Origin of the sequence: Caulobacter sp. Root655, from assembly GCF_001427665.1 — a bacterium.
Taxonomy (GTDB): Bacteria; Pseudomonadota; Alphaproteobacteria; order Caulobacterales; family Caulobacteraceae; genus Caulobacter.
Genome location: NZ_LMHC01000005.1, coordinates 1 through 16,610, shown reverse-complemented (window position 1 = coordinate 16,610; position 16,610 = coordinate 1). Strand labels below are relative to the sequence as shown.

At 68.5% G+C, this 16,610-nt stretch carries 24 protein-coding genes; 9 read left to right on the top strand and 15 right to left on the bottom strand.

Annotated features, from left to right (window positions below; genetic code table 11):
- Positions 1-44 precede the first annotated feature (44 nt).
- The 4 genes from ASD79_RS07005 to ASD79_RS06990 form a co-directional block, all read right to left on the bottom strand.
- Positions 45-323, bottom strand: coding sequence for a DUF2442 domain-containing protein (locus ASD79_RS07005; RefSeq protein ID WP_056720327.1), 279 nt, complete (start codon positions 321-323; stop codon positions 45-47).
- Positions 320-595: a DUF4160 domain-containing protein gene (locus ASD79_RS07000; protein WP_056720326.1), complete on the bottom strand. Its 276-nt coding sequence runs from the start codon at positions 593-595 to the stop codon at positions 320-322. Before ASD79_RS07000 ends, ASD79_RS07005 begins: the two co-directional genes overlap by 4 nt.
- Before the next feature lie 147 nt (positions 596-742).
- Entirely contained in the window at positions 743-1,087 is a 345-nt protein-coding gene (locus tag ASD79_RS06995; RefSeq protein WP_056720325.1) for a UrcA family protein, read from the bottom strand.
- 278 nt (positions 1,088-1,365) lie between these two features.
- Complete coding sequence (locus ASD79_RS06990) at positions 1,366-1,716, bottom strand: UrcA family protein (protein ID WP_056720324.1); 351 nt, start codon at positions 1,714-1,716, stop codon at positions 1,366-1,368.
- A 340-nt stretch (positions 1,717-2,056) separates the two neighbouring features.
- Here ASD79_RS06990 and ASD79_RS06985 point away from each other — a divergent pair, with 340 nt between their 5' ends.
- Together ASD79_RS06985 and ASD79_RS06980 are read left to right on the top strand one after the other, a co-directional pair.
- A complete protein-coding gene (locus ASD79_RS06985; protein ID WP_056720323.1) occupies positions 2,057-2,848 on the top strand; it encodes a M23 family metallopeptidase in 792 nt (263 codons plus the stop codon).
- A gap of 230 nt (positions 2,849-3,078) precedes the next feature.
- Positions 3,079-4,032 (top strand): alpha/beta fold hydrolase, encoded by a 954-nt coding sequence (locus tag ASD79_RS06980; RefSeq protein ID WP_056720322.1) that lies wholly within the window; start codon positions 3,079-3,081, stop codon positions 4,030-4,032.
- 221 nt (positions 4,033-4,253) lie between these two features.
- Here the strand turns inward: ASD79_RS06980 and rpsU are convergent, their stop codons facing one another.
- On the bottom strand, positions 4,254-4,493 hold the full coding sequence (rpsU, locus tag ASD79_RS06975) for a 30S ribosomal protein S21 (protein WP_085953736.1): 240 nt from the start codon (positions 4,491-4,493) through the stop codon (positions 4,254-4,256).
- 180 nt (positions 4,494-4,673) lie between these two features.
- Between rpsU and ASD79_RS06970 the strand changes: the two genes are divergently transcribed.
- Positions 4,674-5,318: a COQ9 family protein gene (locus ASD79_RS06970; protein WP_056720321.1), complete on the top strand. Its 645-nt coding sequence runs from the start codon at positions 4,674-4,676 to the stop codon at positions 5,316-5,318.
- Between the two features lie 144 nt (positions 5,319-5,462).
- Here ASD79_RS06970 and ASD79_RS06965 read toward each other — a convergent pair whose 3' ends face one another.
- Complete coding sequence (locus ASD79_RS06965) at positions 5,463-6,173, bottom strand: aspartate/glutamate racemase family protein (RefSeq protein WP_056720320.1); 711 nt, start codon at positions 6,171-6,173, stop codon at positions 5,463-5,465.
- 56 nt (positions 6,174-6,229) lie between these two features.
- Here ASD79_RS06965 and ASD79_RS06960 point away from each other — a divergent pair, with 56 nt between their 5' ends.
- Positions 6,230-6,616 (top strand): RidA family protein, encoded by a 387-nt coding sequence (locus ASD79_RS06960; protein WP_056720319.1) that lies wholly within the window; start codon positions 6,230-6,232, stop codon positions 6,614-6,616.
- Between the two features lie 40 nt (positions 6,617-6,656).
- Here the strand turns inward: ASD79_RS06960 and ASD79_RS06955 are convergent, their stop codons facing one another.
- Together ASD79_RS06955 and purE are read right to left on the bottom strand one after the other, a co-directional pair.
- Positions 6,657-7,739, bottom strand: a complete 1,083-nt coding sequence (locus ASD79_RS06955; protein WP_056720318.1) for a 5-(carboxyamino)imidazole ribonucleotide synthase — start codon at positions 7,737-7,739, stop codon at positions 6,657-6,659.
- Positions 7,736-8,230 carry a 5-(carboxyamino)imidazole ribonucleotide mutase gene (purE, locus tag ASD79_RS06950; protein ID WP_056720317.1) on the bottom strand — a complete coding sequence of 165 codons (495 nt, stop codon included), beginning with the start codon at positions 8,228-8,230 and terminating at the stop codon, positions 7,736-7,738. Before purE ends, ASD79_RS06955 begins: the two co-directional genes overlap by 4 nt.
- A gap of 239 nt (positions 8,231-8,469) precedes the next feature.
- On the opposite strand from purE, the gene ASD79_RS06945 reads away from it, so the two are divergent.
- Together ASD79_RS06945 and ASD79_RS06940 are read left to right on the top strand one after the other, a co-directional pair.
- Positions 8,470-9,189 carry a GGDEF domain-containing protein gene (locus ASD79_RS06945; RefSeq protein WP_056720316.1) on the top strand — a complete coding sequence of 240 codons (720 nt, stop codon included), beginning with the start codon at positions 8,470-8,472 and terminating at the stop codon, positions 9,187-9,189.
- Positions 9,190-9,302: 113 nt separating this feature from the next.
- Positions 9,303-9,779, top strand: coding sequence for an OsmC family protein (locus ASD79_RS06940; RefSeq protein WP_056720315.1), 477 nt, complete (start codon positions 9,303-9,305; stop codon positions 9,777-9,779).
- Between the two features lie 148 nt (positions 9,780-9,927).
- On the opposite strand, the gene ASD79_RS06935 is transcribed toward ASD79_RS06940, so the two are convergent.
- The 3 genes from ASD79_RS06935 to ASD79_RS06925 form a co-directional block, all read right to left on the bottom strand.
- Positions 9,928-10,149: a YdcH family protein gene (locus ASD79_RS06935; RefSeq protein WP_056720314.1), complete on the bottom strand. Its 222-nt coding sequence runs from the start codon at positions 10,147-10,149 to the stop codon at positions 9,928-9,930.
- An 82-nt stretch (positions 10,150-10,231) separates the two neighbouring features.
- The gene (locus ASD79_RS06930; RefSeq protein ID WP_056720313.1) at positions 10,232-10,705 is read right to left on the bottom strand and encodes a TIGR02444 family protein; all 474 of its coding nucleotides are present in this window, start codon (positions 10,703-10,705) and stop codon (positions 10,232-10,234) included.
- A gap of 13 nt (positions 10,706-10,718) precedes the next feature.
- Positions 10,719-11,330: a UbiX family flavin prenyltransferase gene (locus ASD79_RS06925; protein ID WP_056720312.1), complete on the bottom strand. Its 612-nt coding sequence runs from the start codon at positions 11,328-11,330 to the stop codon at positions 10,719-10,721.
- A 129-nt stretch (positions 11,331-11,459) separates the two neighbouring features.
- On the opposite strand from ASD79_RS06925, the gene ASD79_RS06920 reads away from it, so the two are divergent.
- Entirely contained in the window at positions 11,460-11,633 is a 174-nt protein-coding gene (locus ASD79_RS06920; RefSeq protein WP_007674998.1) for a YdcH family protein, read from the top strand.
- Between the two features lie 113 nt (positions 11,634-11,746).
- Here the strand turns inward: ASD79_RS06920 and ASD79_RS06915 are convergent, their stop codons facing one another.
- From ASD79_RS06915 to ASD79_RS06900, 4 genes are all read right to left on the bottom strand, one after another.
- Positions 11,747-12,121, bottom strand: a complete 375-nt coding sequence (locus tag ASD79_RS06915) for a hypothetical protein (RefSeq protein WP_056720311.1) — start codon at positions 12,119-12,121, stop codon at positions 11,747-11,749.
- A 312-nt stretch (positions 12,122-12,433) separates the two neighbouring features.
- Positions 12,434-13,150 carry a DUF1013 domain-containing protein gene (locus ASD79_RS06910; RefSeq protein WP_056720310.1) on the bottom strand — a complete coding sequence of 239 codons (717 nt, stop codon included), beginning with the start codon at positions 13,148-13,150 and terminating at the stop codon, positions 12,434-12,436.
- 231 nt (positions 13,151-13,381) lie between these two features.
- Positions 13,382-14,533 (bottom strand): 2OG-Fe(II) oxygenase, encoded by a 1,152-nt coding sequence (locus tag ASD79_RS06905; protein ID WP_082584832.1) that lies wholly within the window; start codon positions 14,531-14,533, stop codon positions 13,382-13,384.
- Positions 14,530-15,504, bottom strand: coding sequence for an NAD(P)H-quinone oxidoreductase (locus ASD79_RS06900; protein WP_056720309.1), 975 nt, complete (start codon positions 15,502-15,504; stop codon positions 14,530-14,532). The genes ASD79_RS06905 and ASD79_RS06900 overlap by 4 nt, the downstream gene beginning before the upstream one ends.
- Before the next feature lie 89 nt (positions 15,505-15,593).
- Between ASD79_RS06900 and ASD79_RS06895 the strand changes: the two genes are divergently transcribed.
- Positions 15,594-15,800 (top strand): DUF1192 domain-containing protein, encoded by a 207-nt coding sequence (locus tag ASD79_RS06895; RefSeq protein ID WP_056720308.1) that lies wholly within the window; start codon positions 15,594-15,596, stop codon positions 15,798-15,800.
- 173 nt (positions 15,801-15,973) lie between these two features.
- A complete protein-coding gene (locus tag ASD79_RS06890) occupies positions 15,974-16,480 on the top strand; it encodes a DUF1465 family protein (protein WP_056720307.1) in 507 nt (168 codons plus the stop codon).
- Positions 16,481-16,610 lie beyond the last annotated feature (130 nt).

The window sequence follows — 16,610 nt, the reverse complement described above, 5'->3', positions numbered from 1 at the left end:
TCCTCGATCGAGCGGACTTTAAGATGCATAGGCGAGGCTGCGCATTACGCCGCTGCCGTTTCGAACTTCAAGACGCCGGCCGCCGCCATGTCGGCGTGCAGGGCCTCGGGGCTCCAGTCGAAGCCGTTCGGCCAGGTCAGGGCGCCGAAATCCAGGAACACCTTGTCGAAATAGGCCGGGTCGCGAAAAGGCGCAGTGACCGGGCGCGGATCGCTGGCAAGGGTCGAAAAGTCCCATTCGCCGGCCAGGCCGTCGGTGAACTGCAGCTTCAGGCGGTAGGCGCCCAGCTTCTCGAAGCGGCGGACGTGGACGACTTCTCTCATGACTGACCATCCAGACCGGGGATGCGGCCCAGCGAGCCCGTCTCGCCGCTTGCCGCGCGGTCCCAGGTTTCCCTGAGCTGTTCAATATACTCCCGCCGCCACCGTTCGACAAAACGGGCGACGCGCGGCGGCAGGCGTCCGACCGTGATCTGGCCGGTCTCGATCAGGATCACGGCGGCGCTGGATTCGTAATAGGCGTGGAAGTGGGGCGGCGGATGATCATGCACGAACATCCGGATCGAGATGCCATAGAACCAGGAAATCGTGGGCATGGCGTGTCCATGGGCGCCTCGACGAAGTGTGTCTCACACTTGCATGTTCTTCATATGTTCTCAATGGTTGTTTTCGAAGAGCGGAAACCCCGGACGGGATCCCGTCCGGAGCTTTGCTTTTGACGAGGCGTGGAGGTCGTACGGGTCTCAGCGGCTGGCGAGCGCGAGGGCGTTGGCGCGCGACGCCATCCGCAGGCTTTGGCGCTGATCCCTGGACAGTTGCGACATGGCTTGCTGGCGGACGGCGACCTTGCAGCCGGCCATGGTGAACACGCCGCTCGGATTACCGCGCGCCCTGTCGTGGCAGACGCCTTCGGCGACCGCGTCGATGCGGGCGGCGAACTTGGCGGCGTCGGCGGGGGACGCCAGGTTCAGGCCGACGAACGAGATGCGAGCGGTCGATGCGGCGGGGGTCTGGGCCGGGCCCGGGGTCGGAACGGCGGTCAGGGCTAGGGCGGAGACGGCGGTCAGGCTGACGATGAACTCGCGCATTGGAGTTGTCCCTCTATCTGGCGCTTGTTTTTCCCAGCGCCAAAGGGTGTACTCTTGTATCGTATGTAATGCTTGTCACATTTCATTCATGAAGAAGAATTTAGGAAATATAATGTTGAGTATCATGGATGACATGGAGAACTTTAAGTATCGATCGTCCATGGTTATGCTTCACAAATAGTTAAGTTACATTGTCTTTGTGGTGGCGCTTTGCGCAAAGAAAAGACCCCGGACGATCCCGTCCGGGGTCTTTTGCTTTTGGCGCGTCATGCGGTCGCTCAGCGGGCGGCGACCGAGACCGGGGTGGCGCGGGCGGCCAGGTGCAGGCTTTGGCGCTGGCTGTCGGACAGTTGCGAGGCGGCTTGCTTGCGGACCGCGACCTTGCAGCCGGCCATGGTGAAGTCGCCCGACGGGTTGGTGCGGGCCATGTCGCCGCAGACCTGTTCGGCGGCGGCGTTGACCTGGGCCGAGAACTCGGCGGCGTGGGCGGGGTTGGCCAGGTTCAGGCCGACCAGCGAGATGCGGGCGGTGGGCTCGGCGGCGTGGGCGGTCTGGACCAGGCCCAGGGCCGGCACGGCGGCCAGGGTCAGGGTGGCGACGGCGGTCAGGCTGGTGAAGAACTTGTTCATTTGAGTTGTCCCTTGGTTTGCTTGGTTGCGTCTGGCGCTTCCCTGCGCCCCATGTCCAAAGGTGTACTCTCGTGTTTCTCCGAATACTCGTTACGTCTCCTTCATGACGTGCAATTAAAGTAGTGTACTGAAAGTAATGTTCTGAACGTTCGGTAATGTTGGCGGAAGCTGTCCGCTTGCTGACGATGGTCATGCTTAACCAATGGTTAAGTTTCGCCGCCTTTTCGCCGCATCAGCCCTGCATAGAGCCCGCCTTCATCATCCCGAAAGGTCGTCCGTGGGATGGGGACGCGCTTAGGCGCGGTCTCGAAGGTCGACCGACCGTCTGTGAGGATCACTCTTGGCGTCACGAGTCCTGGCCGCAACGTCGTCTCCCTATTCGCTCGCCGCGTTCGCCGTCGTCGGCGGCGCGATCGTCGTATGGGGCGTGGCCAACGCCGTCTCGGCCGTGGGCGCGATGAACGCCGGGCTCGAAAAGCCCGCCCCGGCCCCGGTGGTCGCGCCCGCCCCGACACCCGCGCCCCCGCCGCCGCCGCCCGCCTTCGTGTTCGACGCCCCGCTGCCCGGCCGGGTGGTCAATTCGCCGTTCGGACTGCGCCAGATGCCGTGGGAAGAGAACGGCCGCCTGCACGAGGGCGTCGACATCGCCGCGCCGGCCGGCGCGCCGGTCCACGTGGCCACCGACGGCATCGTTCTGCGCAGCGGCGTCAGCGCCACCTACGGCCGGTTCGTGGAAGTGGCCCACAAGGACGGCTTCCACACCTTCTACGCCCATCTGGGGCGCGACGCGGGCCTGAAGCGCGGGACTTTCGTCAAGCGCGGGACGACCGTGGCCTATGTCGGCGACAGCGGCCGCTCGACCGGCTCGCACCTGCACTTCGAACTGCGCAACAAGGCCGGCAAGCCGCTGAACCCGGCGCTGTTCATGGGCAAGACCTTCGCCGAGAAGGCCGACCTGCCGCTGAAGGCCGCGGCCCGCGTGCCGCGCACCGTGCGCCTGGCCCAGGTGTCCAAATGGCCGGAGGGCGTGAAGGCCAAGATGGCCGCCCAGGGCGCTTCGGAAGTCGGCGGACAGGTCACCCGGGTCAAGGGCGGCCGCGTGCGCGCCCGGATCATGGTCGTCGACGGGTAGCCGCGATTTTTCGCTGTTGATCGCGGTCCTGTTTTTCCCGTTTCCCCGACGAAGGTCGGGGCCCAGGTGAAACCCACGAGCCGCTCCAGATGAATCTGGGTCCCGGCCTTCGCCGGGAAAACGGCGGTGGAGGCGAGGCCTTTGAACGGGAAGTAAGCGCGCGGCGTTTCCCGCGCCCGCATTACAGGCGCGTCACTCGACGGACACGAAGGCTCGGCTAGACTGGGGCCATGCTCAAGTTCGTCGGACGCGCCGTTGCCGGATTCGCTCTCTTCTTCGTCTCGTTCGTCGCCGTGGGCGGCGTGATGTCGGCGGCTAGCCATCCCGTTCCGCGCGGGACGATGGTCGACATCGGCGAGGGGCGGACGCTGCGCCTGGTCTGCGAAGGCCCCGCCGGCGACCGGCCAGTGGTCTGGCTGGAGGCCGGGGCCTTCGGCTTCGCCGCCGACTGGGGCGCGACGCAGCAGGCCCTGACCGCCGCCGGCTGGCGCTCCTGTGCCTATGACCGGGCCGGCATGGGCTTTTCGCCGCCAGGGCCCGCGCCGCGCGACGGCCTGGCGGTGGTCGGCGACTTCGAGAAGCTGGTCGCGGCCTCGGGCGAGAAGGGCCCCTTCATCCTGGTCGGACACTCGATGGCCGGCCTGCGCCTGCGGGAATACGCCGGACGCAATCCGGGCCAGGTGGCCGGCCTGGTGCTGGTCGACGCCGCCACGCCGGAAGCCTCGAACTCGGCCATGGCCCGCTTCATCGAAGCCTTCGCCACCGCTTCGAAATGGGCGGCGCGCGGAGCCTCGATCGGCCTGTTCAAGCCGCTGGCCCATACGCCGATGGGCGACAAGATCGGCCTGCCGCCGGCCGCCAAGGCCGAGAAGCGCTGGGCCTTCGCCAATGGCCGCCACAACCGCACGGCCGCCCAGGAGGTGGTCCTGTGGCCCGAGGCGGCCGCCCAGGCCGCCGCCGTGCCGGCCTACGACCCCGCCTGGCCCGTGGCGGTGGTCACCGCCGGGCCGTTGAAGGGCCGCGAAGCCTGGAAAGCCATCCAATCCGCGCCGGCCACGGCGTCGAAGCACGGCTATGTGGATCACGTGGAAGGGGCGTCGCACACACGGCTGCTGGGCGAGGGGTTCGCCGGGCATATCGTCAAGGCGGTGGCGTTCGTGGCGGGGGCGGGGAAGGGCGCTTAAATTCCTCCCCTTGTGGGGGAGGTGTCGGCGTAGCCGACGGAGGGGGGCGTGATCGGCAGACCGCCGCAACTCGGACCCACGACCCCAAAACTCCCCCCACCGATCGCGACGCGATCGCCTCCCCCAGAGGGGGAGGGTTGGCGCAAAGCAAAACCCGCGTGGGTCGCCCCACGCGGGTTTCAGCATTTCAGGTCCGTGGGCCTTGGCCCGCGAACAGATCCCTACCGAGCGCCGACCGGCTTCTTCGGCATCGGGATCAGGCCTTCGCGCTGGGCGCGCTTGCGCGCCAGCTTGCGGGCGCGACGGACAGCTTCGGCCTTTTGACGGGCGCGCTTTTCCGACGGCTTCTCATAGTGCACGTGCCGCTTCATTTCGCGGAACGAGCCTTCGCGTTGCATCTTCTTCTTCAGAGCCTTGAGGGCCTGATCGACGTTGTTGTCGCGGACGAAAATCTGGACCAGGGGTCTCTCTCCATTCGACGGCCCGACCAATGTCCCGAGTCCCTCTCAGGGGCCGGGCGGGCGAACAAAACCTGATAAACCCGGAAGGGGGGCTTCCGGGAAACGAGGGGCGGCTGATAGCAGAGCGATCGGCCTCTGTCCATCGCGACGCGACCTAAACTCCCGTATAGACTCGGATTCATGACCGATACCGCTGACTGGGCAGAGACGACCGAGCAACGCGTGCTGGACGAGGCCCTGCGCCTGGCCCCGCGCCTGGGCTGGAACGCCGGCATGGCTCGGGCCGCCGCCGTGGCCGCCGGCCTCAATGCCGGCGAGGCGCAACTCCTGTTGCCGCAAGGGCCGCGCGACCTGGCGGCCCTGCTGTCGCGCCGTCACGACAGGGTCGCCCTGGCCTCCTTGGGCGCCCTGGACCCGGCGTCCTTGAAGATCCGCGACAAGATTCGCCGGGGCGTTGTCGCCCGCCTGGACGCCGCCGCGGGCGACGCCGAGGCCCTGCGCAAGCTGGCCGCCTTCCTGACCTTTCCGACCCATATGCCGCTGGCCCTGACCCTGGTCTGGGAGAGCGCGGACGTCCTGTGGCGCTGGGCGGGCGATACGGCGACCGACGAGAATCACTATTCCAAGCGGGCGATCCTGTCGGGGATCCTGGTCTCGACCCTGGCGGTCGACATGGCGTCCGGCCGCGAGTCGGCGCTGCGGCATCTTGATGGGCGGATCGACAACGTCATGACCTTCGAGAAGTGGAAGGCGGGGATCAAGCCGATGAACCTGATGGCCGAGGTGGCCGGGGCGCTGGCGCGGATGCGGTACGGGCGGTCGTAGGTTTTCAGGCCTCCCCCTGTGGGGGAGGTGTCGGCGCAGCCGACGGAGGGGGGAGTGATCGGCAGATCGCCGGATCTACGATCTTCGACTCTAAAACTCCCCCCACCGATCGCTTCGCGATCGCCTCCCCCACAGGGGGAGGCTTTAAATCCTCAACCCCAACGCCCGCTCGACCGCCGCCATGGCATGCAGCGTCGTCGTGTCGAAGATCGGCACGGGGCTGTCTTCCTGGCCGATCAGCAGCATGATCTCCGTGCAGCCCAGGATCACCCCCTGGGCCCCGCGCGCCACCAGCCGCTGGATCACCGCCCGATAGACGTCGCGGGAGGCGTCCAGCACCTGGCCGGTCACCAGTTCGCGATAGATGATCCCGTGCACCGCCGCGCGGTCCTGCGGCTCCGGGATCAGCACCTCCAGCCCGAACCGCTCTTCCAGCCGTCCGCGATAGAAGTCCTGCTCCATGGTGAAGGCCGTGCCCAGCAGGCCGACCCTGGAAAGCCCCGCCGCCTGGATCGCCCCGGCGGTCGGGTCGGCGATGTGCAGCAGGGGGACCGCCACGGCGTTCTCGATGGCCTGGGCGCAGCGGTGCATGGTGTTGGTGCACAGCACCAGGAAATCGGCTCCACCGCGCTCCAGGGCCTTGGCGGCCTCCGCCATCTCGCCGGCCAGGGCGTCCCAGTCGCCGGCGTGCTGCAGGGCCTCGATCCGGGCGAAGTCGAACGACCACATCAGGGTGCGGGCCGAGGCCACGCCGCCGACCTGGTCGCGGACGCCTTCGTTGATCAGCCGGTAGTACTGGGCCGAACTTTCCCAGCTCATGCCGCCGATCAGTCCGATGGTCGCCTGTTCGGCCATGCGCGAAACTCCTGCTCTCCGCTAAGCTTGGACAGGGAAAGCCCGGGAGGCAACGCATGAAGACCGTGACGCACAATCCGACCACCGGAATCTACGCCGCCACGCCCGACTACGTCCACGCGATGGAGGTGCGAAACCCCGGGCGGATGCTGTTCGTGGCCGGCACCATGGGGCTGGACGCGGGAGGCGTGGCGGGCGCGACGCTGGAGCGGCAACTGGAGCTGGTGTGGGGCAACCTGGCGACCATCCTGGCCAGCGCCGACATGACCTTCGACAACATCGTGCGCCTGACCAGCTACCTGCGCGACGTCGCCTATGTCGAGGCCAACGGCGCGGCGCGGGTGAAGGCCCTGGGCGAGCGGCGCATCCCGACGACGGCGATCATCGTCCAGACCCTGGCGGAGGATTGGCTGGTGGAGCTGGAGATCATCGCTGTGGCGTGAAGGTTTGGGGAGGGGGAGCAGTGCGTAGAGGCCGCCGCCCCTAATCCTTCAGCCCTCGCAACCTGTTCACATGCCCCATCTTGCGTCCCGGCCGGGCCTCGCCCTTGCCGTAGAGGTGGAGGCGGGTCTCGGGTTCGGCGGCCAGCTTGGCCCAGGCCTCGATCTCGGGGCCCAGCAGGTTGGTCATCTCGACATGGGCGCGGGCGGCGGTGGGGCCCAGGGGCCAGCCGGCGACGGCGCGGATGTGCTGCTCGAACTGGTCGACCTCGCAGCCGTCCTGAGTCCAGTGGCCGGTGTTGTGCACCCGGGGAGCGAACTCGTTGACCAGCAGTTTGCCGTCGGCCAGCTCGAACAGCTCCACGCCGATGACGCCGACATAGTCCAGGGCCGACAGGATCCGGATGACGATGGTCTCGGCCTGGTCGCGGGTCGCCTCCGACACCTTGGCCGGGGCCACGGTGCGGCGCAGGACGCCGCCCTCGTGGTGGTTGTCGGCCAGCGGGTAGCAGGCGATCTCGCCGTCGCGGCCGCGGGCGGCGATCACCGACAGCTCGCGCACGAAGTCGGCGGGAGCCTCGAGGATGGCCGGCTTGCGGCCGATCTTGTCGAAGGCGGCGGCGGCGTCGCTGGGGCGTTGCACCCAGGCCTGGCCCTTGCCGTCATAGCCCTCGCGGCGGGTCTTCAGCAGCGACGGGGCGCCGATCCTGGCCACGGCGGCGGCCAGGTCGTCGGCGGTCTCGATGGCGGCGAAGGCCACGGTGGGCACGCCGATCTCGGCCAGGAAGGTCTTTTCCACCGCCCGGTCCTGGGCGGCGGCCAGGGCCTTGGAGCCCGGCGCGACCAGCACGCCCAGGGCGGTCAGCTCGGCGACGGTGTCGGCCGGGACGTTCTCGAACTCGTAGGTGACCACGTCGCAGGCCTCGGCCAGGCGTTTCAGCGCCCAGCGGTCGTCATAGGGGGCGACGATCTGGCGGGCGGCGACGCGGCCGGCCGGGCTGTTCTCCTCGGGGTCCAGGATCACCACGTCGAAGCCCAGGCGGGCGCCGGCCAGGGCCAGCATGCGGCCCAACTGGCCGCCGCCGAGGATGCCGAGGGTCGAGCCGGGTTGGAGGGGGGCGCTCATTGGTCTTCCACGCTTTCGACGACGTCTTCGGTCTGGGCGTCGCGAAACGCCTGCAGGCGCTGGCCCAGGGCCGCATCCGACAGGGCCAGGATCTGCGCCGCCAGCAGGCCGGCGTTCCTGGCGCCCGCCTCGCCGATCGCCAGGGTGGCCACCGGCACGCCGCCTGGCATCTGGACGATGGAGAGCAGGGAATCCAGGCCGTTCAGGGCCTTGGACTGCACCGGCACGCCCAGCACCGGCAGGATGGTCATCGAGGCCACCATGCCCGGCAAATGCGCCGCGCCGCCGGCCCCGGCGATGATCACCTTGTAGCCGGCGTCCTGCGCCCCGGTGGAAAACGCCACCAGGCGCGCAGGCGTGCGATGGGCGGAAACCACCTTGGCGTCGTAGGCCACGCCCAGGGCGTCGAGCGCGTCGGCCGCCTTCTTCATCGTCGGCCAGTCCGAGCGGCTGCCCATGATGATAGCGACGGGTGGCGTGGTCGTGGGCATCGGCGACGATTTCCCTGAACGGCCTTGGAGGCCGCGGCGAGCCCGTAGGCCCTTGAATCGGGCGGCTTATAGCCGCTGCGTCCCCCGCCCCAAAGCCCGTTCTCGCCAAGGCTGCGTATGGGCCGAGGGAGACCGGTGCGTCAGTGCGACGCTGGGACACGTTGCCCCGGCATTGCCATGGTTAATGGAAGAACGCAGATTTGCGCCAAGCTGTGCAACAAGTGATTCCCCGCCCCGCCATGAAGATCACGAGCGCCCGTACCGAATCCTTCTCGGCGATCCGTCGCCGGGCGCTGACCGAGGCCGCGGGCCCGGCGGTGGCCCGCGCCGTGGTCGCCGCCGACAAGGCCGGGTTCCTGGGGCTGTCGGAAGACGACCTGACCCCGCAGGTGCAGGGCGCGCTCAAGACCCTGATGGTCGAGATCGACGACCTGCGGACCGAGGTCGGGCGGCTGAAGTTCAAGCTCAACGAGGCGCAAGGGTTAGCCGACATGGACGTGCTGGCCCCGGTGCTGAACCGCCGGGCCTTCCTGCGCGAGATCAAGCGGGTCGCCGCCTTCGCCCAGCGCTACGGCTCGCCCGCCAGCCTGGTGTTCTTCGACCTCGACGGCTTCAAGGCCGTCAACGACCGCTTCGGCCACGCCGCCGGCGACGAGGCCCTGAAGGCCGTGGCCCAGCGCCTGCTGGCCCATGTCCGCGAGAGCGACGTGGTGGGCCGGATCGGCGGCGACGAGTTCGCGGTGCTGCTGGTCCAGGCCGACCAGGCGACCGCCGCCTCCAAGGCCGAGACCCTGGCCGCCGCCGTGCGCGACATGCCGGTGCAGGTCGGTGAATGGTCGGTGCCGCTGAAGGTCTCCTACGGCGTGCGCGAGATCGAGCCGGGCGCCGACCCGGAAGCCGCCCTGGCCGAGGCCGACGCGGCGATGTTCCTGAAGAAGCGGGTGCGCAAAGAGGCTTAGGCGCGGCGGATCGGACGGGGACACACACTCACCCCGCCGCCTTGGCCGATCGTCATGAGCCGTGCCATGAGTGTGTGTCCCCAACGCACCCGCTCACGCTGGAAGGCTCGCCCATGTCCAAGTCGCACCGCTACGCCACGACCCTGACCTGGACGGGAAACACCGGCGCGGGCACGGCCGGCTATCGCGGCTATGAGCGGGCCCACGAGGTCGCCGCGCCGGGCAAGCCGGTGATCCTGGGCTCGTCCGACCCCAGCTTCCGGGGCGACCCGGCCCGCTGGAACCCCGAGGAACTGCTGCTGGCCTCGATCAGCGCCTGCCACCAACTGTGGTACCTGCACCTGTGCGCCGTGAACGGGGTGGTGGTCACCGCCTATCGTGACGAAGCCGTGGCGGTGATGGTCGAGGACGAGACCGGCGGCGGCCGCTTCGAGAGCGCCACGCTGCGGCCTCGGGTGACCATCGCGGCGGGCTCCGACCCGGCCAAGGCGATGGCGCTGCACCACGAGGCCAACGCCAAGTGCTTCGTCGCCAACTCGCTGAACTTCCCGGTGGGGCACGAGGCGACTGTGGCGGTGGAAGGCGGCTGAGCGGACTCTTCACTTTCCACCTCGTCATCCCCCGCTTTATGCGGGGGACCCAAGCGGGATCGGCCGCCTCGGCTTGGGTCCCCCGAACAAGTCGGGGGATGACGGTATTTTTGAGCTCGGATGGATTGATCCAACCAGCAGGTCGTCCCTAGGCGATGATGTCCGGCATCAGCTGGTCTTCCAGCCGCACGATCTCGTCCTTCAGGGCCAGCTTGCGGCGCTTGAGGCGGGCGATCCGCAGCATGTCGGGCTGCGGGCGTTCTTCCAGGGCGGTGACCGCGTCGTTCAGGTCCTGGTGTTCCTCGCGCAGGGTGGCGAGGCGTCGCTCCAGGGCGATGTCGCTGTCGTCGGAAGCGTCGTCGTCGTTCATGAACGCTCCTTCGGTTGCGGGGCAGAGGGGCCGGGCTTCAGGGCGGTGATAGATAGCAAAGCCTGACAGCCGGTAAAGGCCGTCATGAGGCCGCGCCGCCCAGGGCGCCGCCCAGGGCGTCGGCCAGGGCGCGCAGGGCGGTTTCGCGCGGCGGGTCGCCGGACGCCCGGGCGGCCTCCCGCAGGGTGTCGAACACGTCCAGCGCCGGGCCCGGCTCGCCGCTGATGGCTTCCAGGCTTTCCATCAGCACCTTCTCGCCAGCCAGTTCGGCGGCCTTGACCGTTTCGCGGAAATCCTCGCGGGCCCCGTCGAGGATGCCCGGCCATGGCGGCTTGATCGCCCGGCGCACGCCGCGCAGGGGCGCGCCGACCTCGGCGTCCCAGCGCTTGACCAGCCTGGCGGCGGCCGTGGGATCGGCGGGGCGGCCTTCACTGGCCCGCCAGGCGGCCCACAGCAGGTAGGGCACGTTCTGGCCGTGCGCATCCTGCAGCGACAGGCACGCCGCCGCGACCGGGGCGCGCGCATAGACCTCCAGGGCCCATTGCCAAAGTCGCATTCGCATCAACCCTTCAAGCGTCGCCGGTGATTGTGGTCAGATCCTCGCCCCAGCGCCGGACCGGTCGCCAGGACAGGCCGAACAGGTCGAGCGCTCGGCCCACCGACTGGTCGACCATCTCGGCGATGGTCGCCGGCTTGGCGTAGAACGCCGGAAGCGGCGGGGCGATCACCGCGCCCATCTCGGCCAGCTTGGTCAGGGTGCGCAGGTGGCCCAGGTGCAGCGGGGTCTCGCGCACCATCAGCACCAGCGGCCGGCGCTCCTTCAGGGTGACGTCGGCGGCGCGGGTCAGCAGCGACGACGTCACGCCGGTGGCGACCTCGCTCATGGTCCGCACCGAGCAGGGCGCGACGATCATGCCGAGCGTCCGATACGACCCTGACGCGATCGCGGCGCCCACGTCGCCCACGCGATGCACAATGTCCGCCTTCAGATTGACCTCGGCGACGCCGAGTCCGGTTTCCTGCGCCAGGGTCAGGGCCGCCGACTTGGATAATACCAGGTGGCTCTCGACCCCCATTTCGCGGCAGGCGTCCAGGGCCCGCAGGCCATAGACGACCCCGGAAGCCCCTGAAATTCCAACGACTAAGCGGGGCTTGTCCGGCGCGGCCTGGGAGTCCGACATGGTGAATATTCGTCCGTCACGGGAACAAGCGGGACCGCGTCAAGCGCGGCTGAGTGCAATCATATGTGATCTGACAGCGCGGCGCAGCGGGTGTTGTCTTTGATTTCCAACAGCAAGGAGCCGACAGCCATGGCCATCGAATCCCGTATCCGCGAGCTTGGGTCCCGTCACGAGAACCTCGACCGCACGATTCAGGAGGAGACCAGTCGACCGGTCAGCGACACGACCCGGCTCAAGGAGCTGAAGCGGCAGAAGCTCAGGCTCAAGGAGGAGATCGAAGGCCTCAGGGCGCGACTTCACTAGCCGCCTCTGCGTCACCGTGACCTCGAAAGGGCGGTGACCAACTGAGGAGGCCGAAAACAGAAAGGCCCACCTCGCGCGAGCGGGGTGGGCCTTTCGCTGTCGCGGACATCTCTTCAGTCCGCGCCCCACGAAAGTCCGCCGGTGATGCACTGGCCGTCGTTGAGGGCGACCCAGCTCACGTTACCGTAGTTGTCGAGGAAGATGTAGATCTGCATGGAATTCCATTGGAAGCTCCTCGGCAGCGTCATGGTCAGGTCGGCCGGCTCGGCGCGGCCGGACGTAGTGACCACCAGGTAGTTGGCGCCAGGCGCGAGAACGTTCGGGGCGGGGCGGTCGTTGCTCCAGGTCGGACCGCCGGACACCGAGGCTCCCGGGCTCCAGTTTGGAGCGGACGCGCCGGACACCGAAAACTGCGGGCCCCTGTTCACGGAAACCTGGATGCCGAGCGGGTTGGTGCTGAAGATCGTGATCGTCGGGGATCGGGCCATCGGAACCTCCTGACGCGCGGGCGGCGCGCGCGACCGACGCGGTCGAGAGCGGCCTCGTCGACGTTTAGGTTGCATGGCTTTTCGTCCACGGCAACGCTTGGCGTCGGCGGGCGCCGCAACGAAAAAGCCCACCCCGTGAAACGGGATGGGGCTTTTTGCTGTCAGCGAGAATGCCCTGCGTCCTTCGAGGCCCGCCCCCTCTAAGCAAAAGGAATGGGCGGGCGCCTCAGGATGAGGAGCTTTGTACTGACGTCCTCATCCTGAGGTGCGAGGCGTAGCCGAGCCTCGAAGGACGCACCGCGGCGGCGGTGATCAGTCCTCGTCGTCCTCGTCGTCGGCCACGTAGGTCGACTTGCCGAACACGTCCTCGGCCTTGGGCTCGATGCGGCCCTTGCGGATCGCGGCCTCTTCCTCGTCGTGGTCGTCGGGCAGGGCGCCGGTCTCGGCGGCCGGGCGCAGGGTCGGGTCCTCGGGCAGGATGCCCTTCTTGAGGTCGTCCTTGGCCTTCTTCTCGGCGGCCTTCTTGACCAGGGCGTCCAGCTCCAGCTGGCCGACCAGGCCCAGGGTCACGGGGTCGACCGGCTTGATGTTGGCCGCGTTCCAGTGGGTGCGGTGGCGCACCTGCTCGATGGTCGACTTGGTGGTGCCCAGCAGCTTGGAGATCTGCGCGTCGGTCACCTCGGGGTGGTGGCGCAGGAACCAGGCGATGGCGTCCGGGCGGTCCTGGCGGCGCGACACCGGGGTGTAGCGCGGGGCCTTCTTCTGCGGCTTCAGCAGCTCGGCGTGGCGGCTGACCTGGGCCTTCATGCGGTACTGGTCGTTGGCCTGGGCCTTGTCCAGTTCTTCGCGGGTCAGCTGGCCATTGCCCATCGGATCGGCGCCGCGAATGTCGCGCGCGACCTCGCCGTCGGCGATGCCGCTGACTTCCAGCGGGTGCAGACCGCAGAAGTCGGCGATCTGTTCAAAGGTCAGCGACGTGTTTTCCACGAGCCAGACGGCCGTCGCCTTGGGCATCAGGATGTCGGACATGCGGTCCTCCAGAAATGACGGCGCCCGACCTTGCGGCCGGGCGGGGTGTTCAGCGTGGAGCTATAATGCGGTTCCGCGCGAAAGGGAACGGGGATCGAAATGTTCTAGATCGCCAAGACCTTCGCTTCACCGCCTCCGGACAGAACGCTTCCTTCCCGGCGTCATGGGTGCGGCCGGAACAGTCGATGCGGCACGGAAGCGCCGGGCTTTGGTCCCGACGGCCCGTCGCGTTCATCCAGGCGCGCCCGAGGCGTAGGGCGTCAGGGTCTCGTCCAGTTCGGCGTTGCGCGCTTCGCGTCCGCGGGCCGCCGCCTCGTCGTAGAGGAACGGCAGGAAGGCGTAGCGGCGACCGGCGGTGATCGGGTCCACCATGTGCAGCAGCGAGCAGGAAAACACCACGGCTCCGCCGGTCGGGGCGCGATAGCGGCGGGGGCCGAATTCCGGGAACGACAGGTCGCCGCCCTCGTAGTCCTCGGCGTTGAGGTTGATGGTCACCGCGAACCGGCGGTGGGCCGTGCCGGCGGTGGTGTTGTCGCGGTGGGGCCGGAAGTGGCCGCCGTCGGCGGCATCGTAGCAACCGACCAGATAGCGCTCCATCCGCGTGGCCGTGAACTGGAAGGCCTTGGCGACCTCGGGAACCAGCCGGCTACTGATGCGAGCGGCTGTGGCCTGGCGCAGGGCCGGGTCGGTCAAGTCGTGGTCGCTGCGCTGCTTGTGGGTCGGATCGAGGATCAGCCGCGTCTTGCCGTCGATGTCGCGCATGAAGCCCGAGACCTGGCCGCCCTCGGTCTGGTGGAGCTCGATCAGCTGGCGACACAACTCGGGTTCGAACACCCTGGGCAAGATCAGCACCGGGGCGTGCAGGTCGACCCCGGCGTGGCCGGCGGGAGCGGGCGCGGCGGCGATGAAGTCGAGCACCGCGTCGGTGGCGGTGATCGGCGCGTTGAACACGCAGCGCAGCTGGGGGTCCAGCACCAGCCAGAAGGGGCGGTAGTTCACGCTGTCCCCAGGCGGGGTTTCCGGCGCCGCGCCATATAGCCGACTGATCGCCAGGTCGTGGTCCCAGAACCAGCGCAGGCCGGGCAGGCTTTCGCTGACCCGGTTCAGGGCCTCGTCGGCCGGATCGATGCTGACGCCAAAGAAGGAGGCCTTCAGGTCGTCGAACAGCGCCCGCCGCGCCCCAACCCGCGCCAAGGCGGCCTGGGACAGCGGATGCCCGGCGGACCCGACGAAGCAGAGCGCGACGTAGCGCCCGGCGGTCGTGTGGAAGCTGAACCTGGGGTTGGAGGTCGAGCGCGCGACGAACCACGGCGCCGGCTCGCCGTTTCGCGGACCGGGCAGGGATTTGGGGGCGGGCTTGCCGATGCTGGATGTCCCGGTCACGCCACCAGCACCACCTTGCCCACGTGCTCGCCCGCCTCCAGGTGCGCGTGGGCTTTGGCGGCCTCTTCCAGCGGGAAGGTGGCGTCGATCACCGGCTTGAGCCGGCCCGCCGCGATCCAGGGCCAGACGATCCGCTCGATCTCGCCGGCCAGCCGGGCCTTCTCGTCGGCCGAGCGTGGGCGCAGGGTCGAGCCGGTCAGCACGGCGCGCTTCTGCATCAGCGTCATGATCGGCACGTCCAGGATCGGCCCGGCCAGGGCGGCGATATAGACGATGCGGCCGCCGACCTTCAGGGCGTCGAGGTTCTTGTCGAAATAGCTGGCCCCGACCATGTCGAGCACCACGTCGACCCCGCCGGCCGCCTTGGCGATCTGCGCGAAGTCCTCGGTCTTGGCGTCGACGGCGATGTCGGCGCCCAGGGCCAGGGCCTGGGCCTTCTTGTCGGCGCCGCGCCCGGTGGCGATCACCCGCGCGCCGGCCGCCTTGGCCATGGCGATCGCCGTTGTCCCGATACCGGACGTCCCACCATGAATCAAAAGGGTCTCGCCAAGCTTCAGCGCCCCATGTTCGAACACATTGGCGAAGACGGTGAACACCGTCTCGGGCAGGGCGGCGGCGTGGGTGAAGTCGAAACCTTCCGGAACGGGCAGGGCGTGGCGGGCGTCGACCACGGCGTACTGGGCGTAGCCGCCGCCGCCCAGCAGGGCGCAGACCTTGTCGCCTTCCTTCCAGCGCCCCGATCCGACCACCACCTCGCCGGAAACTTCCAGGCCCAGGGTGGTCGGCGCGCCGGGCGGCGGCGGGTAGTAGCCCAGGCGCTGCAACAGGTCGGGACGGTTGACGCCGGCCGCCCGCACCCGGATCAGGATCTGGCCGGGGCCCGGCTCGGGGCGCGCCACGGTCTCCGGAAACAGGGCCTCGGCGGGGCCCTTGCCGCCTTCGATGGCGATGGCGGTCATGGTCTCAGGCATGGCGGAACGTCCCGTGAGGCTTGCGTCGGGCCCTTGGTAGGCGTCAGATGGCGGATCGAAAAGGGGTCGAGCAAAGGGAGACCGATCCGATGCTGGAAGAACCGGTCGAGCCGCGCGCCTTCAAGGGTGACGCGCTCAACGCCGCCACGCACGAGGACCTGGACACCTACGGGGTCGCCGAACTGGAAGAGCGCATCGAGGCGCTGGAGGCGGAAGTCGCCCGCACCCGCGCCCAGCTGTCGAAGAAGAAGGCCGGGCGCGACGCGGCCAATGCGCTGTTTGGTCGTCTGGACTAACGATCGGTTTACGCTACAGGCGGAGTCTCGGGCCGCCTGACTCGGACATTCGACCCTTCGGTCGGACTTGAGGGGGCGGTCGCGAAACGGGACGCTTGCGTCTGGCACGGGGGTTGCAGTCCCCCTGTCTGGCGAGACGGTCTCGCGGCCTTTCGAAGGGGCATTGAGTGGTTATGACCGAGTTGAACGCGTCCACGGCCCCCTGGCGCACGGGAGTGATCCAGGACTTCGCCCGTTCGGAACTTTTCGACCGCACCTTCGATGAAGGCATGACCCTGGTCGAGGAGACCGCCGCCTATCTGGACGGGGCCGGCCGTCACGACAGCAAGATCCTCTCGCGCAACGCGGCCCTGGCCTACGCCAGCGAAAGCATGCGCCTGACCACCCGGCTGATGCAGGTGGCCTCGTGGCTGCTGGTGCAGCGCGCGGTGAAGGAAGGCGAGATGGCCGCCGAGGCCGCCTGCGCCGAGAACTACCGCCTGGGCGTCGAAGGCGGCGAGGCCGCCGCCATCGAGGACCTGCCGTTCGGCCTGGTCAACCTGCTGCAACGCTCCGAGCGGCTGTACGAGCGGGTTCGGCACCTGGACAAGCGGATGTACGTCGAGGCGGCCACCGAGGAGGCCCCCCGGCCGGTGCAGGCCCAGTTCGACCGCTTGAGCGCGGCGTTCGGGGCGGCTTAATTCACCCTCTCCCGGAGGGGAGAGGGAGGGTGTTCAGCCCGGATAGAGAGGTGACAGACCAGCCCGGATAGATGGGTAACAGTTCTCGCCTGATAGGTTGGAGGGCTGTGCGATGCCGTGGCGAGAGCGC

What these genes read in the sequence shown, in the direction of transcription:
- purE (WP_056720317.1), bottom strand. Translation starts at nt 8,230, where the DNA reads ATGCCCACGACCACGCCACCCGTCGCTATCATCATGGGCAGCCGCTCG.
- ASD79_RS06930 (WP_056720313.1), bottom strand. Translation starts at nt 10,705, where the DNA reads ATGCGACTTTGGCAATGGGCCCTGGAGGTCTATGCGCGCGCCCCGGTC.
- ASD79_RS06940 (WP_056720315.1), top strand. Translation starts at nt 9,303, where the DNA reads ATGTCCAAGTCGCACCGCTACGCCACGACCCTGACCTGGACGGGAAAC.
- ASD79_RS06995 (WP_056720325.1), bottom strand. Translation starts at nt 1,087, where the DNA reads ATGCGCGAGTTCATCGTCAGCCTGACCGCCGTCTCCGCCCTAGCCCTG.
- ASD79_RS06945 (WP_056720316.1), top strand. Translation starts at nt 8,470, where the DNA reads ATGAAGATCACGAGCGCCCGTACCGAATCCTTCTCGGCGATCCGTCGC.
- ASD79_RS06910 (WP_056720310.1), bottom strand. Translation starts at nt 13,150, where the DNA reads ATGTCCGACATCCTGATGCCCAAGGCGACGGCCGTCTGGCTCGTGGAA.
- ASD79_RS06925 (WP_056720312.1), bottom strand. Translation starts at nt 11,330, where the DNA reads ATGTCGGACTCCCAGGCCGCGCCGGACAAGCCCCGCTTAGTCGTTGGA.
- ASD79_RS06955 (WP_056720318.1), bottom strand. Translation starts at nt 7,739, where the DNA reads ATGAGCGCCCCCCTCCAACCCGGCTCGACCCTCGGCATCCTCGGCGGC.
- ASD79_RS06970 (WP_056720321.1), top strand. Translation starts at nt 4,674, where the DNA reads ATGACCGATACCGCTGACTGGGCAGAGACGACCGAGCAACGCGTGCTG.
- ASD79_RS06935 (WP_056720314.1), bottom strand. Translation starts at nt 10,149, where the DNA reads ATGAACGACGACGACGCTTCCGACGACAGCGACATCGCCCTGGAGCGA.
- ASD79_RS06920 (WP_007674998.1), top strand. Translation starts at nt 11,460, where the DNA reads ATGGCCATCGAATCCCGTATCCGCGAGCTTGGGTCCCGTCACGAGAAC.
- ASD79_RS06965 (WP_056720320.1), bottom strand. Translation starts at nt 6,173, where the DNA reads ATGGCCGAACAGGCGACCATCGGACTGATCGGCGGCATGAGCTGGGAA.
- ASD79_RS06900 (WP_056720309.1), bottom strand. Translation starts at nt 15,504, where the DNA reads ATGCCTGAGACCATGACCGCCATCGCCATCGAAGGCGGCAAGGGCCCC.
- ASD79_RS07005 (WP_056720327.1), bottom strand. Translation starts at nt 323, where the DNA reads ATGAGAGAAGTCGTCCACGTCCGCCGCTTCGAGAAGCTGGGCGCCTAC.
- ASD79_RS06980 (WP_056720322.1), top strand. Translation starts at nt 3,079, where the DNA reads ATGCTCAAGTTCGTCGGACGCGCCGTTGCCGGATTCGCTCTCTTCTTC.
- ASD79_RS06915 (WP_056720311.1), bottom strand. Translation starts at nt 12,121, where the DNA reads ATGGCCCGATCCCCGACGATCACGATCTTCAGCACCAACCCGCTCGGC.
- ASD79_RS06960 (WP_056720319.1), top strand. Translation starts at nt 6,230, where the DNA reads ATGAAGACCGTGACGCACAATCCGACCACCGGAATCTACGCCGCCACG.
- ASD79_RS06890 (WP_056720307.1), top strand. Translation starts at nt 15,974, where the DNA reads ATGACCGAGTTGAACGCGTCCACGGCCCCCTGGCGCACGGGAGTGATC.
- ASD79_RS07000 (WP_056720326.1), bottom strand. Translation starts at nt 595, where the DNA reads ATGCCCACGATTTCCTGGTTCTATGGCATCTCGATCCGGATGTTCGTG.
- ASD79_RS06895 (WP_056720308.1), top strand. Translation starts at nt 15,594, where the DNA reads ATGCTGGAAGAACCGGTCGAGCCGCGCGCCTTCAAGGGTGACGCGCTC.
- ASD79_RS06990 (WP_056720324.1), bottom strand. Translation starts at nt 1,716, where the DNA reads ATGAACAAGTTCTTCACCAGCCTGACCGCCGTCGCCACCCTGACCCTG.